This is a genomic window from Stenotrophomonas sp. TWI602, assembly GCF_039674045.1.
In the GTDB taxonomy this organism is placed as follows: Bacteria; Pseudomonadota; Gammaproteobacteria; order Xanthomonadales; family Xanthomonadaceae; genus Stenotrophomonas.
In genome coordinates this window covers 18,488-32,686 of sequence record NZ_JBDJMT010000031.1, presented here as the reverse complement: position 1 = coordinate 32,686, position 14,199 = coordinate 18,488, and the positions used below count along the sequence as shown (strand labels likewise).

General features: G+C 67.2%; 18 protein-coding genes and 1 other RNA gene. 12 read left to right on the top strand and 7 right to left on the bottom strand.

Features of this window, described 5'->3' with window-relative positions; all coding sequences use genetic code 11:
• Window positions 1–165: 165 nt before the first annotated feature.
• Both ABE483_RS17670 and ABE483_RS17665 read right to left on the bottom strand, forming a co-directional pair.
• On the bottom strand, window positions 166–1,491 hold the full coding sequence (locus ABE483_RS17670; protein WP_346482130.1) for an aminopeptidase P N-terminal domain-containing protein: 1,326 nt from the start codon (window positions 1,489–1,491) through the stop codon (window positions 166–168).
• Window positions 1,492–1,498: 7 nt separating this feature from the next.
• On the bottom strand, window positions 1,499–2,047 hold the full coding sequence (locus tag ABE483_RS17665; protein ID WP_346482128.1) for a UPF0149 family protein: 549 nt from the start codon (window positions 2,045–2,047) through the stop codon (window positions 1,499–1,501).
• A gap of 165 nt (window positions 2,048–2,212) precedes the next feature.
• Between ABE483_RS17665 and ABE483_RS17660 the strand changes: the two genes are divergently transcribed.
• From ABE483_RS17660 to ABE483_RS17625, 8 genes are all read left to right on the top strand, one after another.
• Window positions 2,213–2,434: a TIGR02449 family protein gene (locus tag ABE483_RS17660; RefSeq protein ID WP_019183857.1), complete on the top strand. Its 222-nt coding sequence runs from the start codon at window positions 2,213–2,215 to the stop codon at window positions 2,432–2,434.
• Window positions 2,431–2,730 (top strand): cell division protein ZapA, encoded by a 300-nt coding sequence (locus ABE483_RS17655; RefSeq protein WP_313213077.1) that lies wholly within the window; start codon window positions 2,431–2,433, stop codon window positions 2,728–2,730. Before ABE483_RS17660 ends, ABE483_RS17655 begins: the two co-directional genes overlap by 4 nt.
• 132 nt (window positions 2,731–2,862) lie before the next feature.
• Window positions 2,863–3,047, top strand: a non-coding RNA gene (gene ssrS, locus ABE483_RS17650) — 6S RNA.
• Window positions 3,048–3,126: 79 nt separating this feature from the next.
• Window positions 3,127–3,726 (top strand): 5-formyltetrahydrofolate cyclo-ligase, encoded by a 600-nt coding sequence (locus ABE483_RS17645; protein ID WP_313213075.1) that lies wholly within the window; start codon window positions 3,127–3,129, stop codon window positions 3,724–3,726.
• Between the two features lie 13 nt (window positions 3,727–3,739).
• The gene (locus tag ABE483_RS17640; protein WP_313213073.1) at window positions 3,740–4,216 is read left to right on the top strand and encodes an EVE domain-containing protein; all 477 of its coding nucleotides are present in this window, start codon (window positions 3,740–3,742) and stop codon (window positions 4,214–4,216) included.
• A gap of 26 nt (window positions 4,217–4,242) precedes the next feature.
• Window positions 4,243–4,890 (top strand): ribose-5-phosphate isomerase RpiA, encoded by a 648-nt coding sequence (rpiA, locus tag ABE483_RS17635; RefSeq protein ID WP_346464634.1) that lies wholly within the window; start codon window positions 4,243–4,245, stop codon window positions 4,888–4,890.
• A gap of 45 nt (window positions 4,891–4,935) precedes the next feature.
• The gene (locus ABE483_RS17630; RefSeq protein WP_123730294.1) at window positions 4,936–5,388 is read left to right on the top strand and encodes a DUF192 domain-containing protein; all 453 of its coding nucleotides are present in this window, start codon (window positions 4,936–4,938) and stop codon (window positions 5,386–5,388) included.
• A 62-nt stretch (window positions 5,389–5,450) separates the two neighbouring features.
• The gene (locus ABE483_RS17625; protein WP_123730293.1) at window positions 5,451–6,296 is read left to right on the top strand and encodes a tetratricopeptide repeat protein; all 846 of its coding nucleotides are present in this window, start codon (window positions 5,451–5,453) and stop codon (window positions 6,294–6,296) included.
• A 31-nt stretch (window positions 6,297–6,327) separates the two neighbouring features.
• On the opposite strand, the gene ABE483_RS17620 is transcribed toward ABE483_RS17625, so the two are convergent.
• Entirely contained in the window at window positions 6,328–6,519 is a 192-nt protein-coding gene (locus ABE483_RS17620) for a rubredoxin (protein WP_313209192.1), read from the bottom strand.
• A 72-nt stretch (window positions 6,520–6,591) separates the two neighbouring features.
• On the opposite strand from ABE483_RS17620, the gene thiE reads away from it, so the two are divergent.
• Together thiE and hemL are read left to right on the top strand one after the other, a co-directional pair.
• Complete coding sequence (thiE, locus tag ABE483_RS17615) at window positions 6,592–7,224, top strand: thiamine phosphate synthase (protein WP_346482127.1); 633 nt, start codon at window positions 6,592–6,594, stop codon at window positions 7,222–7,224.
• Between the two features lie 15 nt (window positions 7,225–7,239).
• Window positions 7,240–8,529: a glutamate-1-semialdehyde 2,1-aminomutase gene (hemL, locus tag ABE483_RS17610; protein ID WP_313209190.1), complete on the top strand. Its 1,290-nt coding sequence runs from the start codon at window positions 7,240–7,242 to the stop codon at window positions 8,527–8,529.
• A gap of 271 nt (window positions 8,530–8,800) precedes the next feature.
• Here hemL and azu read toward each other — a convergent pair whose 3' ends face one another.
• Window positions 8,801–9,259, bottom strand: a complete 459-nt coding sequence (gene azu / locus ABE483_RS17605; RefSeq protein ID WP_346482126.1) for an azurin — start codon at window positions 9,257–9,259, stop codon at window positions 8,801–8,803.
• Window positions 9,260–9,372: 113 nt separating this feature from the next.
• On the opposite strand from azu, the gene ABE483_RS17600 reads away from it, so the two are divergent.
• Window positions 9,373–9,984 carry an HAD-IA family hydrolase gene (locus ABE483_RS17600; RefSeq protein ID WP_346464632.1) on the top strand — a complete coding sequence of 204 codons (612 nt, stop codon included), beginning with the start codon at window positions 9,373–9,375 and terminating at the stop codon, window positions 9,982–9,984.
• 66 nt (window positions 9,985–10,050) lie between these two features.
• Here the strand turns inward: ABE483_RS17600 and ABE483_RS17595 are convergent, their stop codons facing one another.
• A complete protein-coding gene (locus ABE483_RS17595) occupies window positions 10,051–11,280 on the bottom strand; it encodes an acetylornithine transaminase (RefSeq protein WP_313209187.1) in 1,230 nt (409 codons plus the stop codon).
• Between the two features lie 65 nt (window positions 11,281–11,345).
• Here ABE483_RS17595 and ABE483_RS17590 point away from each other — a divergent pair, with 65 nt between their 5' ends.
• Window positions 11,346–12,218: an ion transporter gene (locus ABE483_RS17590; RefSeq protein ID WP_313209186.1), complete on the top strand. Its 873-nt coding sequence runs from the start codon at window positions 11,346–11,348 to the stop codon at window positions 12,216–12,218.
• Window positions 12,219–12,260: 42 nt separating this feature from the next.
• Here the strand turns inward: ABE483_RS17590 and ABE483_RS17585 are convergent, their stop codons facing one another.
• On the bottom strand, window positions 12,261–13,226 hold the full coding sequence (locus tag ABE483_RS17585; RefSeq protein WP_346482125.1) for a YiiG family protein: 966 nt from the start codon (window positions 13,224–13,226) through the stop codon (window positions 12,261–12,263).
• An 82-nt stretch (window positions 13,227–13,308) separates the two neighbouring features.
• The gene (locus ABE483_RS17580; RefSeq protein ID WP_313209184.1) at window positions 13,309–14,127 is read right to left on the bottom strand and encodes an NAD(P)-dependent oxidoreductase; all 819 of its coding nucleotides are present in this window, start codon (window positions 14,125–14,127) and stop codon (window positions 13,309–13,311) included.
• Window positions 14,128–14,199: the final 72 nt, after the last annotated feature.

Below are 14,199 nucleotides of genomic sequence, written 5' to 3'. Positions count from 1 at the left end.
CGCCCCGGGGGGTCCGGCGCGCCCGGGGCGCCCCCCCCCCTGTGTCGGCGCCCCCCCCGCCCCCGCCCCCCCCCCCGCCACTACCGGTGTGATGCGCCGCACGGCCACCGGTGCCTTCGTCACGCACCCGCCGCCACCCATGGGGTGGCTCTACCCTGAAGCGGATCAGCGCTTCGCCATTTCTTCTTCGATCTCATCGGAACTGCGTGCCAACGCAGCCGTCAGTACCTGATGGCCGTCCTCGGTGATCAGCACGTCATCTTCGGTACGGATGCCGATACCGCGCCAGCGCGCTTCCACGCTGCGGTCGTCCGGTGAGACATACAGGCCCGGCTCGATGGTGAACACCATGCCCGGCTCCAGCATCCGCGAATCCCCGGCCAGCCGGTAATCGCCGACGTCGTGCACGTCCAGACCGAGCCAGTGCCCGGTCTTGTGCCGGTAGAACCGCTGGTAATGCGCTTCGGCGATGTTCTCTTCCAGCGTGCCCTTGAGCAGGCCCAGCCGCAGCAGGCCGTCGGTCAGGGTTTCCACGGCGGCCAGATGGCCGGCTTCGTACGCATTGCCCGGGCGGGCCTGGGCCAGCGCCGCCGCCTGCGCCGCACCGACCAGGTCATGCAGCGCGCGCTGCTCGGCACTGAAGCGGCCGTTGACCGGGAAGGTACGGGTGATGTCACTGGCGTAGCCGCGGTACTCGGCACCGGCATCGATCAGGACCAGATCGCCATCGTGCGAGCGCGCGTTGTTGTCGCGGTAATGCAGGATGCAGCCGTTTGCACCGGCGCCGACGATGCTGCTGTAGGCCGCACACGCATCATTGGCACGGAACACACGCTCCAGATCGGCCTGCAGTTCGTACTCGTGGATGCCCGGCCGCGCCACGTGCATCGCGGCACGGTGGGCCTGCACGCTGATGTCGGCGGCGCGCTGCATGACGGCGATTTCCGCGGTCGATTTGAACAGCCGCTGCTCGTGCAGCAGGTGGCCCAGCTCAAGGAATTCATGCGGCGGCTGCGCGCCATGCCGCACCTGCGAGCGTACCCGGTTGACCCAGCCGATCAGCTTGAGATCGAACTCGGCATCGCGACCGAAGTGGTAGTACACCCGCGAGCGCCCTTCCAGCAGGCCGGGCAGGATGTCGTCCAGATCGTCGATCGGGTAGGCGTCATCCATGCCGTACTGCGACACCGCACCTTCCTGGCCAGCGCGCGCGCCATCCCAGGCTTCGCGGTCCGCTTCGCGCTCGCGGCAGAACAGGATCACCTCGCCATGGCGGCGGCCCGGGATCAGCACCAGCACGGCCTCCGGTTCCGGGAAGCCGCTCAGGTACCAGAAATCCGAGTCCTGGCGGAACGGATAATGCGTATCCAGGCTGCGCACGCGCTCGGATGCAGCCGGCAGCACCAGGATGGCGTCATCGCCGGCCATCTCCATCAACTGCTGGCGGCGGCGGGTGTATTCGGCGGCGGAGATGCCGGTCAGCTGCCGGATATCCATCTCAGTTCAGGCGCTGCCGGTGGCGCGCGGCCATGACACAGTCACCGTGCAGCAGCAGCACCGCCACGCGGATGAACTCCTCGATCTCGGCCAGCGCGTCTTCGTCGTCGTCGTTGCCGCTTTCGAAGTCTTCGCTGGAGGCCTGGGCCAGCTTGGCCAGATCGGTCAGGGCTTCATCGCCCTCTTCGGACAAGGCCGGCCGGTTCTGGCCCGAGCCCAGCCCGAAGCCGCCCAGGAACGCGCGCGCCCAGGTGAACAGCGCATCGGCCTGCGCGGCGGTATCGCTTGAATCGCTCAGCAACAGTTCGAAGGCGAAATCGCGGTCTTCCATCTGCGCCACGCTGGCATCGAGCAGGCGCGCCAGGGCGTCACCTTCGGCCGGGGTCGGCAGGTTGTCATCGGCCAGGACGCGGGCCGGCCATTCACGCACCGGCGCACCACCGGCGGACAGCCAGCCGCACAGGCCGCCGTGCAGTTCAGCGGCGCTGGCGCCCAGGCCCAGGGCCTGGCTGGCCTGGTTTACGTCGTCGACACTCGGGAGTTCGGTCATCTTGGGGCTACGGTTTGTGAGCGCCACAGTGTAGCAATCCACCTGTGTCCACCGGGTTGCCATGGCCCGCCCGAGGCCCTGCCCCGGCACCGGTGGGCCGACGGCCGGCAGGCCCCGTCATTATTCGCTTGACCGCCCCGTCCGCCCTTGCCTATGGTGCCGGACATGGAACCCGCCGACGCCATCGCCCAATTGCAGGCCTTCGCCGCCCGCGTGGAGGCGTTGCTTGAGCGCAACCAGCGTCTGGCAGACGAGAACCGCAGCCTGCGCCATCAGCAGGAACAGCTGGTGGCCGAGCGCTCCCAGCTGCTGGCCAAGAACGAGCAGGCCCGCTCCCGGGTCGAAGCGATGATCACCCGCCTCAAGTCCCTGGAGCAGCACACATGAGCCAGACCGAACCGGTCAGTGTCCGCATCCTGGATCGTGAATACACGGTGGGGGTGGGGGCCGAGGAACGCGAGAGCCTGACCGCCGCCGCCCGGCTGCTGGATGCCAAGATGCGCGAGATCCGCGGCAGCAACCGGATGGCCGCGGTCGACCGGGTCGCGGTGCTGGCCGCCCTGAACCTGGCCCACGAGCTGCAGCAGCTGCGTGATGAGCACGCCCGGCAGGCCATTGCCCTGCAGCAGACGCTGAGCGATCTCAATCGCCGCCTGGATCGGGCGTTCGACAACGCGGGTTGATCCACGCGACCGGTTCCACGCGGTGGTCGATTGCACAAGTGCATCGCATGGTCTTCATCGATCTGAATTGAAGTGCAATTCGACCGACGAACGGACTGGCCGAATCGTACAAGAGGGCTATAATCCTCGTTGCGTTCTCTGCTGTGAACGACGGCGTGTGCAAACATTCGCCTTGTCCCTTAATTACGACCACGGGTGCGCGACGGCGCCGGGAGTGCAAGTCCGCCTTGTAGCGGGAAGCCCGATGGAACCCCAGCGTACCCACTTGAACCCCGGGTTCAAGGTCGTTTCGCATGCATCGTCACGGCGGAGAATGCAATATTCCAGCAAGAGCGGCGTTCCCTTGGGACGTCGCTCTTGTTTTATCCGCTTCCCCCGCACGCTCCGGACCCAGGCATGACCGACCCGCGCTCCGCGCTGCGCCAGCAGCTGCGCCAACGCCGCCGTGATCTCCCCGCCGCCGTGCGCCTGGCCGCCGCCGAACACCTGGCCGATGGCCTGCTCGCCCTTCCTTTCGCGCCCACGCAGGGCCATGTCGCCGGCTACTGGGCGATGGATGGGGAAATCGCGCTGCACCGCTGGCAGATGCAGTTGCCCGCCGGCCTGACCTACTGCCTGCCGGTCCTGCACGAGAAGACGCTGCGCTTCGCGCCCTGGCGCCCGGGGCAGGCACTGACCACCAACCGCTTCGGCATCCCCGAACCCGATCTCGCGCTGGACGACACGCTCGCACCGGAGCAGATGGCGCTGGTCGTGGCGCCGCTGGTTGGTTTCGACGCACAGGGCCGGCGGCTGGGCATGGGAGGCGGCTGGTATGATCGCAGCTTCGCATTCCGCCACCAGCGCCCGGCGCCGCCGTGGCTGGTCGGGGTGGGCTTCTCGGTCCAGCAGGTCGATGACCTGCCGGTGCACCCCTGGGACGTCGCGGTGGATGCGATCTGCACCGACATCTCCACCCACGTCTGCGTACCGACCAACGGTCGGCACCTACCGTAATCAAAGACTCCGCATGACCGCACGCAAGCGCTACTGGCTGATGAAGTCCGAACCGGACGCTTTTTCCATCGATGATCTGCAGCGCGTGGGCCGGGAGCCCTGGAACGGCGTGCGCAACTACCAGGCACGCAACTTCATGCGCGATGGCATGAAGGTCGGCGACGGGGTGATGTTCTACCACTCCAACACCAAGGTGCCGGGGATCGTCGGGCTGGCCACGGTGGCCAGCGAGGCCTATCCGGACGACACCCAGTTCGATCCCGGATCGGACTATTACGACGCCAAGGCGACCCGCGAAGAACCGCGCTGGATGCTGGTGGACGTGGCCTTCGAACGCAAACTGCGCGACACCATTTCGCTGGATGAGATCAAGCTGCACGCCGATGCGCTGGGCGAAGGATTCCCGCTGACCGCGCGCGGCAACCGTCTCTCGATCCTCCCGGTGACCGCTGCGCAGTGGAAGCTGCTGCTGTCGCTGGAAAAGCACTGACCCCTTTCCTCCAAGAGTTGCCCGCCATGTCCGAAGCCAAGCGCCTGGCCGCTGAAAAAGCCATTGAATACGTCGAAGACGGCATGATCGTGGGGGTCGGCACCGGTTCCACCGTGGCCTACTTCATCGATGCCCTGGCCAAGATCCAGCACCGCATCAAGGGCGCCGTGTCCAGCTCGGACCAGAGCACCGCGCGCCTGAAGCAGCACGGCATCGAGGTGCTCGAGCTCAACCACACCGGCAACCTGTCGCTGTATGTGGACGGGGCCGACGAGTGCGACGGCAACAAGAACCTGATCAAGGGCGGCGGCGCCGCGCTGACCCGCGAGAAGATCATCGCCGAGGCCAGCGAGCGCTTCGTGTGCATCATCGACCCGAGCAAGCAGGTCAAGGTGCTGGGCAGGTTCCCGCTGCCGGTGGAAGTGATCCCGATGGCGCGCAGCCTGGTCGCCCGCCGCATCATGGACATGACCGGCGGCCAGCCGGCCTGGCGCGAGGGCGTGGTCACCGACAACGGCAACGTGATCCTGGACATCCACCACCTGGAGATCACCGATCCGGTCAAGCTGGAGCGCGAGCTCAACCAGCTGCCGGGCGTGGTCAGCGTCGGCCTGTTCGCGCGCCGCCCGGCCGATGTGGTGATCATCGGCGGTGAGCCGCCGATCGTGATCTGACCCCGTGGCCGGCCTGTGCGCCGGCCACCCCAACGAGGTACGCCCATGTCCCTGTTGCGCCTGCTGCCCCTGCTCCTGCTGTTCACCCTGACCGGCTGCGCCAGCACCAACGCCCGCCACTGGGTGGAGCTGGACGGCAACCGTTACCACGTTGAACTGGCCACCAATGACGACACCCGCGCCCGCGGGCTGATGTTCCGCGACCAGATGCCCGAGGACCACGGCATGCTGTTCATCCACGAACGCGAAGAACTGCAGGCGTACTGGATGAAGAACACCAAGATCGCGCTGGACATCCTGTACTTCGATGCGCAGCGCCGCCTGGTCAGCCAGCAGCGCGATGTGCCGCCGTGTTCGGCCGGCGATCGTTGCCCGCCCTACCCCAGCAGCGAACCGGCCCGCTACGTGCTGGAACTCAACGCCGGGCAGGCCGAAAAGATGGCGCTCAAGGACGGCACCGAACTCACGTTCGGCCCCGGCATCGCCGACGGCAAGTAAAAGGGCACCGATAAACGCGCCGCGCCCTTGAATCGCGGCGCGTTTGTCGCCAGTCTTGTCCCATGCAGGGGCAGATCACATTGCCGACGTGGGACTCACTGGCCGAGCTGGATGACGAGGCGCTGCCGCTGTTGCCGACGGCGTTGCTGATCGCCCGGGACGAATATCCGGATCTGGACCCCGCCGTCTACGACGCGGTCCTGCAGAGTCACGCCGACCACCTGCGCACCGAGATCGCCACGATCGACATGTGGCCGCTGAAGATCGCCGCGGTCAACCGCCACCTGTTCGACGAGCTGGGCTACAGCGGCGACCACGGCGAGTACTACGACCCACGCAACAGCTATCTGAACCAGGTCTTTGAACGCCGCCTGGGCAATCCGATTTCGCTGGCGCTGGTGCAGATGGAAGTCTCGCGCCGGCTCGGCATCCCGCTGGACGGGGTGTCCTTCCCGGGGCACTTCCTGGTGCGCCTGCCGCTCAACGACGGCGTGCTGGTGATGGACCCGTTCAACGGCGGCCGACCACTGGGCGTGGAGGAACTGCGCGAACGCGCACGCTCACACCTGGGCGGTGAAGTGCCCGACGACGACGTGCTCGCGCAGATCCTGGACCCGGCCCCGGCACGCGCGATCCTGATGCGGATGCTGCGCAACCTGCACGGCGTGTACGTGGAACGCGGCGAATGGGACCGCGCCGCGCGCAGTGCCGACCGCCTGCTGAAGCTGGCGCCCGAGCAGGACGACGCCCTGCGTGACCGCGGCATGGCCTACCTGCAGCTGGATTACGAGGCCGGCGCGCGCAGCGACCTGGGGCTGTATCTCAAGCGCAATGCCAAGGCCAGCGATGCCCAGTTCGTGCGTGAGAAGCTGGTCGGCCTCGGTGGCGTGGTGCCGCGTCTGCACTGACGGCGCCGCGACAGGGCGGCTGGCTGGCGTCTCAGTCGACTTCGACCATCTCGAAATCATCCTTGGTCACGCCGCAGTCCGGGCACGTCCAGGTATCGGGAATGTCGTCCCAGCGCGTGCCCGGGGCGATGCCCTCTTCCGGCAGCCCGTCTTCTTCCCGGTACAGGAAGCCGCAGACAACGCACATCCAGGTGCGGAAGGTGGTGGCGGTTGCGTCGGTCATCGGATAATCACGGCAGGACAAGAGCTGACAGCGCTCATTGTCCCACTCCCGTTGCGCTACCGGTAGCCATTGATGAATCACGCTTCAGCCCCCACGCCGCCCCGCGGCGTCTACCTCATCACCCCCGACGAGCCCGATACCGCACGGCTGCTGGCGCGCACCGCGCCGCTGCTGGCGGCTGGTGCCACCTGGCTGCAGTACCGCAACAAGACCGCCGATGCCACCCAGCGCCTGCGGCAGGCGACCGCGCTGCAGGCGCTGTGCGGGCAGCACGGCGTGCCATTGATCATCAATGACGACCCGGCGCTTGCCCATGCCGTGGGCGCCGCTGGCGTGCACCTGGGCGGCACCGACGGCGACATCGGCGCGGCGCGTGCCCTGTTGGGGCCCGACGCCATCATCGGCGCGTCCTGCTATGACCAGCTGGCCAATGCCGCGCGTGCCGTGGCCGAAGGCGCCAGTTATGTGGCCTTCGGCGCGTTCTTCCCCACCACCACCAAGGTCACCGCCAGCCGTGCCACGCCGGACCTGCTGCGGCAAAGCGCCGCACTGGGCGTGCCGCGGGTGGCGATCGGCGGGCTCAGCCCGGACAATGTGGGTCCCATCATCGCGGCCGGTGCCGACCTGGTGGCCGTGGTCAGCGGCATTTTCGCCGCCCCCGACCCGGTTGCCGCCCAGCGCGCCTTCCTCGCCCAGTTTCCGTAAGACCCAGGACACTCCATGAACCACGACCAGTCCCACGCCCTGTTCACCCGCGCCCAGAAGCTGCTGCCGGGTGGCGTCAACTCGCCGGTGCGCGCGTTCAAGTCGGTCGGCGGCGAGCCGTTCTTCGTCAAGCGCGCCGATGGCCCCTATCTGTATGACGTGGACGACAACCGCTACATCGATTACGTCGGCTCCTGGGGCCCGATGATCGTTGGCCACAACCACACCGCCGTGCGCCAGGCGGTCAAGCAGGCGATCGGCAACGGTCTGTCCTTCGGCGCGCCGTGCGAAGCCGAAGTGACCATGGCCGAAACGCTGACCCGGCTGGTGCCGTCCTGCGAGATGGTGCGCATGGTCAACTCGGGCACCGAGGCCACCCTGTCGGCGATCCGGCTGGCACGCGGTGCCACCGGCCGCAGCCGCATCGTCAAGTTCGAAGGCTGCTACCACGGCCATGGCGACTCGTTCCTGGTCAAGGCCGGCAGCGGCATGCTGACCTTGGGCGTGCCGACCTCGCCAGGCGTCCCGGCCGGGCTGAGCGAACTCACCCTGACCCTACCCTACAATGACTTCGAGGCCGCCACGGCGCTGTTCGCCGAACAGGGCGAGCACATCGCCGGGCTGATCATCGAGCCGGTGGTCGGCAACGCCAACTGCATCCCGCCGCGCGAGGGCTACCTGCAGCACCTGCGCGCACTGTGCACGCAGTACGGCACGGTGCTGATCTTCGATGAAGTGATGACCGGCTTCCGCGTGGCCCTCGGTGGCGCGCAGGCGCATTACGGCGTCACCCCGGACCTGACCACCTTCGGCAAGATCATCGGCGGCGGCATGCCGGTGGGTGCGTACGGTGGCCGCCGCGAGCTGATGTCGCAGATTTCCCCAGCTGGCCCGATCTACCAGGCGGGCACGCTGAGCGGCAATCCGGTGGCCATGGCAGCCGGCCTGGCGATGCTGGAACTGGTGCAGGAACCGGGCTTCCATGATCGCCTGAGTGCTTCGGCCGCGCGCCTGTGCGCAGGGCTGGAAGCAGCGGCGGCCGATGCAGGCGTGGCAGTGACCACCACCCAGGTCGGCGCGATGTTCGGCCTGTTCTTCACTGACCAGAAGGTGGAGACCTACGCGCAGGCGACCGCGTGCGACATCACCGCCTTCAACACCTTCTTCCACGCGATGCTGGAGCGCGGCGTGTTCCTGGCCCCCTCGGCGTATGAAGCCGGCTTCCTGTCCAGCGCCCATGACGACAGCATCATCGATGCGACGCTCGAAGCCGCGCGCGAAGCCTTCAAGGTCGTCAAGGGCTGATAGAACGCGGTAGGTGACGACCGTTGGTCGTCACGGGTGCGTACCGATCACCCCGCGTAGGTGACGACCGTTGGTCGTCACGGCGTGCGTACCGATCACCCTGCGTAGGTGACGACCGTTGGTCGTCACGGTGTGCGTACCGATCATCCCGGGTAGGTGACGACCGTTGGTCGTCACGGCGTGCGTACCGATCATCCCGCGTAGGTGACGACCGTTGGTCGTCACGGCGTCTACCGACCAACGGTCGGTAGCTACCGGCCGTTTTCGGCGCTCAGCCGAACAGAAAACGGCCTTTCATCATCGCGAAATGGCCGGGGAACGAGCAGAAGAAGGTGTAGTCGCCGCCCTTGGTCAGCTTGGCGGTGGAGAAGGTGACGCTGGTACTTTGTCCCCCGCCGATCACCGGCGTGTGCGCCAGCACGCGTGCATCGCCCTTGGACAGGTAGCTGTCGGCCAACGTGGTGCGCATGCCGGCCATCGCCACCGGCTGGTAATCCGCGGCGCGGGTCAGTACCCAGTTGTGGCCCATCGCGGTCGCGGCGAGCTTGCCGGTGTGGCGCAGGGTCAGCTTCACCTGGGTGCAGTCCGCGGCAACCTTGAGTTCCTTCTGGCTGAAGCTCATCTGGTCGGTACTGTCGATGGCGATCGCGCAGACACGCGCATGGGCGGCCGGGGCCAGCATCAGGCCGGCAAGCAACACGGGGGCAAGCAGTTTCAAGGCGATCTCCATCAGGCAGTCCCCGCGATTCTAGTGACCGACCGTGCAGGCGACGTGCGACGCGATGTCGCAGCGCAGGCACTGGGTGGGTTACGGTCAGCACTGGATCTGGACGAGACGGCCCCATGCCGCATGTGATCGAGTGCCTGCTGCTGGATTTCGATGGCGTGCTGGTGCGCTATGCGCGGCACCTGCGTGTGCGCCATCTGGCCGCGAGCGTCGGCTGCAGTGCGGCGCAGGTGCAGGCGGCGCTGTTCGACACTGGGCTGGAGCGCGCCTACGACAGCGGCATGGCCACGGACGCCTACCTGCAGCGACTGGGTGATGCACTGCAGACCACGATCAGCATCGCGCAGTGGCAGGCCGCGCGCATCGCCGCGTGCGCACCGCAAACAGGGGTGATCGAACGCGTGGCGCGGATCGCGCAGGCACTGCCGATCGGCATCCTGACCAACAACGGCGCGCTGATGGCGCAGACGATTCCACAGCTTGTTCCCACCCTGGCCGATGCCCTGCACGGCCGCATCCTGTGCAGCGGTGCGCTGGGCGGGCGCAAGCCGGATCCGGCGATATTCGCCAAGGCGGTGACGCTGCTGGGGGCGCGCGCCGAGCGCACGCTGTTCATCGATGACCTGTTCGTCAACGTGCGCGGGGCTCGGCTGGCCGGTCTGCCGGCCGAGACCGCGACGGACAGCCGCGCGTTCGGCAAGGTCATCAAGCGGTACGCCCTGGGGTAGAGCCGACCAACGGTCGGCTGCGCACGCGCCACAGCAACAGCAACAGCAGCCGACCAACGGTCGGCTCTACCGCGACGCGATGAACGACTGCACGGCCGCGCGCAGACGCTTCAGGCCTTCGGCGATTTCCTCATCGGTGATGTTCAGCGACGGCACGAAGCGCAGCACGTCCGGCCCGGCCTGCAGGGTCAGCAGGCCGTGTTCGGCGGCGTGGTCGAGGATGGGACCGGCCTGGCCGGCAAAATCCTTGTCCAGCACCGCGCCCAGCATCAGCCCGCGACCGCGGACCTGGCTGAACACCTTGAACTCGTCGTTGATCTTGCCCAGGCCATCGCGCAGCGCCTGCGACTGACGGCTCACGTTGTGCGCGATCTCCGGCGAGGACAGCTTGCGCAGCGCCACCCGGGCGACGGCGGCGGCCAGCGGATTGCCACCGAAGGTGGTGCCGTGCGCGCCAAACTGCATCACCTCGGCCACCTTCGGGCCGGCCAGCATCGCGCCGATCGGGAAGCCGCCGCCCAGCGCCTTGGCCAGGGTGACGATGTCCGGTTTGATGTTGTCCTGCCAATGCGCGAACAAGGTGCCGGTGCGGCCCATGCCGGCCTGGATCTCATCCAGCACCACCAGCGCGTTGTGCTGGTCGCACAGCTCGCGCACGCGCTGCAGGAAGCCAGGCTTGGCCGGCATCACGCCGCCCTCGCCCTGGATCGGCTCCAGCATCACCGCCGCGACATCGCCGGCGGCCATCGCGGTTTCCAGCTGGACCTCGTCATTGAAGTCGACATAGCGGAAGCCACCGGGCAGCGGCTCGTAGCCTTCCTGGTACTTCGGCTGGGCAGTGGCGGTCACCGCGGCCAGGGTGCGGCCATGGAAGCTGCCGCGGAAGGTCACGATCACGCGCTGATGCGCCGGCCGGCCCAGCGAGGAGGCCCACTTGCGGACGAGCTTGATCGCCACTTCATTGGCTTCGGCGCCGGAGTTGCACAGGAACACGCGCTCGGCGAAGCGCGAGGCGGTGACCAGTTCTTCGGCCAGGCGCAGCGGCGGCTCGCTGTAGAACACGTTGCTGGTATGCCACAACTTGCCGGCCTGCTCGATCAGCGCGGCCTTCAGGTCCGGATCGTTGTGGCCCAGGCCACACACCGCGATGCCGGCGGCCAGATCGATGAATTCACGGCCCTGGTTGTCCCAGACGCGCGCGCCCTGGCCACGTTCGAGCACCACCTGGCGCGGTTTGTAGACCGGCAGGTAGTAATGCGACAGGGACAACAGCGGATCGGTGGCAGCGGCAGTCATGGCAGTCAACGGCTCAGGAAAGATCCCATTCTCGCGCTTTGGGCCGGTGGGGCACAATGCGCCCCATGCGACCGTTCACTGCCCCCCAGCTCAACCCCGCCACCGAATCCGGCTGGCGCCGCCAGTGGTTCGACATCATCTACCGCCACGACACCCGGCCCTCGCGCAATTTCGACCTGCTGCTGGTCTACGCGATCGTCGCCAGCGTGGTGGTGGTCATGTTCGACAGCGTGCAGCGCTTCCATGCGGCCTATGCCGACGGGCTCTACGTGCTCGAATGGGGCTTCACGATCCTGTTCACCGCCGAGTACCTGTTGCGGCTGGTGGTGGTCAAACGCCCGCTGCGCTACGCATTCAGCATCTGGGGCATCATCGATCTGGCCTCGATCCTGCCGACCTACCTGTCGCTGTTCATTCCCGGCGCGCAGAGCCTGCTGGTGGTGCGCGCGCTGCGCATCCTGCGGGTGTTCCGGATCCTCAAGCTGACCCGCTACATCGAAGAAAGCGGCGTGCTGATGGAGTCACTGTGGCGCAGCCGGCGCAAGGTGCTGCTGTTCCTGTTCACGGTCATCACCATCACCATCATCGCCGGCACCATGATGTACGTGATCGAAGGCCCCAACCACGGCTTCACCAGCATCCCCAGCAGCATGTACTGGGCGGTGGTGACCATGGCCACGGTGGGCTTCGGTGACATCGTGCCGCAGACCGTGCTGGGCCGCTTCGTCACCTCGGTGCTGATCCTGATCGGCTACAGCATCATCGCCGTACCCACCGGCATCTACACCGCCGAACTGGCCAATACCATGCGCGATGCCGAGCATGCCGCGCGCCGGGATGCGCGCGGCTGCCCGCACTGCGGGCTGGAAGGCCACGAACCGGATGCCGTGCATTGCCGACACTGCGGCGAGAAACTGCCCCCGGTCTTCAACGTCTGATCAACGCGGGGCTGGCCGCCTGGCAGCCGGCCCCGCGTTCGCTCAGCGTGCGCCGCTGGTCTGGGCCAGGCGGTTGCTCATGTCGACCAGGTCGTTGTAGCTGACCAGCAACGCTTCGGCCGAGCCCTGCGGGTTGTTGATCCGGCCGCCGCTCTCGATCAGCATCTGCTCGCTGCGGGTGTAGGGCGTCCTGGATTCCACGCGCTCGATGCGACGGCCGGCATCGCGGGCCAGCGCATCGGCCGCACGCTCCACGTGCCCCCACATCGCATCGCCCTTGCCGACCTTGTCCTCCTGCGCCTGCTGCAGCAGCGCCTGGAACGCGGTGAGCTGGGTGCGGGCCACGGCCAGATCAGGCGTGTCACTGTTGAGCAGCTGGGCCAGCTGCTTGCCGTCGCCGAGGATCTTGATCTGGTAGTACGCCATCGAGCGGCCTTCGGAGGCTTCAATCTCCTTGAGCTGTTCGGCACGGCGTTCGTCTTCGCGCTTTTCCAGTGCGGCATCCAGTGCGGTACCTGCATCGAAGAACGCCATATAGGCCTTCATCAACGGCGCATGCTGGGCGCGCATGCCGGCATGGTCATCGCGCAGGTAGTCCTCGCGGCTGTAGTAACGGTCGGCCTGCTCGATCAGGGCGTACAGGTCGACGAACGTCTTCTGGTAAGCGCTTGCCGCCGGATCCAGCTCGGGCTCCGCCGGCGTCATCGCCAGCGCCGCCACCATCGGGGCATTGCATGCCTCCACGCGATGCGACAGCACCGTACCTGGCCCACGCACCTTTTTCTCGTTGCCGGTCGGGCCGGCCTCGGGGTCCTGCATCCAGCCGATGTACTGCTGGAAACCTTCGTGGATCGGCTGTTCAACGGCGTTGAAGCAGGCGATGTAGGCGTTCACCTTCTCCACGCCCTGGGTATCGGCGACGCTGCCCGGCCCCTTGCTGCAGGCGCCGAGCAGGCTGATCAATGCGATGGCGGCGGCGAGCGGCGCGGTCCGTGTGCGAGATGACATGCGAGTGTCCATACCAATTGGGGGGACGCACCATAGCAGCCCAGTGTGTGCAGCTGTTGTCATCGCGCGCAGCGAACGCGCGTCACTCCAGGAACAGGTCCGGCATCAACGGGCGCGATGGATCGACGGCGTAGCCGCTCAGATCGGTGATGCCCGCCTGCGCCAACACCTCGTCATCGAGCAGGAACTGTCCGCTGAAACCGGCCGCCTCACGGCACAGCACCGCGTGCGCGGCGTCGGCCAGAATCGCCGGCGTGCGGCAGCCACGGATGTCCACGCCGGGAATCATGTTGATCGCATCGGTAGCGATCACCGTGCGCGGCCACAACGCGTTGACGGCCACACCCTGCGGGCCGAACTCGGCCGCCAGGCCGAGGGTGACGAAGCTCATCCCCATCTTGGCCAGCGTGTAACCGGTATGCGGGCCCCACCACTTCGGGTCCAGCGTCGGCGGCGGCGCCAGCGTGAGGATGTGCGGGTTGGGCGCCTGCAGCAGATGCGGCAGGCAGGCCTGCGCGCACAGGAAGCTGCCGCGCGAATTGACCTGCTGCATCAGGTCAAAGCGTTTCATCGGCGTGTCCAGCGTGCCGCGCAGCCAGATCGCGCTGGCGTTGTTGATCAGGATGTCGATGCCACCGAAGGTATCCACGGTGGCGGCGACGGCCGCGCGCACCTGGTCTTCTTCGCGGATGTCGCACTTCAGTGCCAGCCCCTGCCCGCCTGCGGCGGTCACCGCCTCGGCGGCACTGTGAATGGTGCCGGGCAGCTTCGGATTGGGCACCGAGGACTTGGCCGCGATCGCGATGTTGGCGCCGTCGCGTGCCGCACGCAGCGCAATGGCCAGGCCGATGCCGCGCGAGGCGCCGGTGATGAACAGGGTCTTGCCTTGCAGACTGGCCATGCGCGGAATTCCTTGGATGCGGGTGCAGTGAATCCGCATTATGCCGCCCCGGCGCACACGCCGGATTCATGC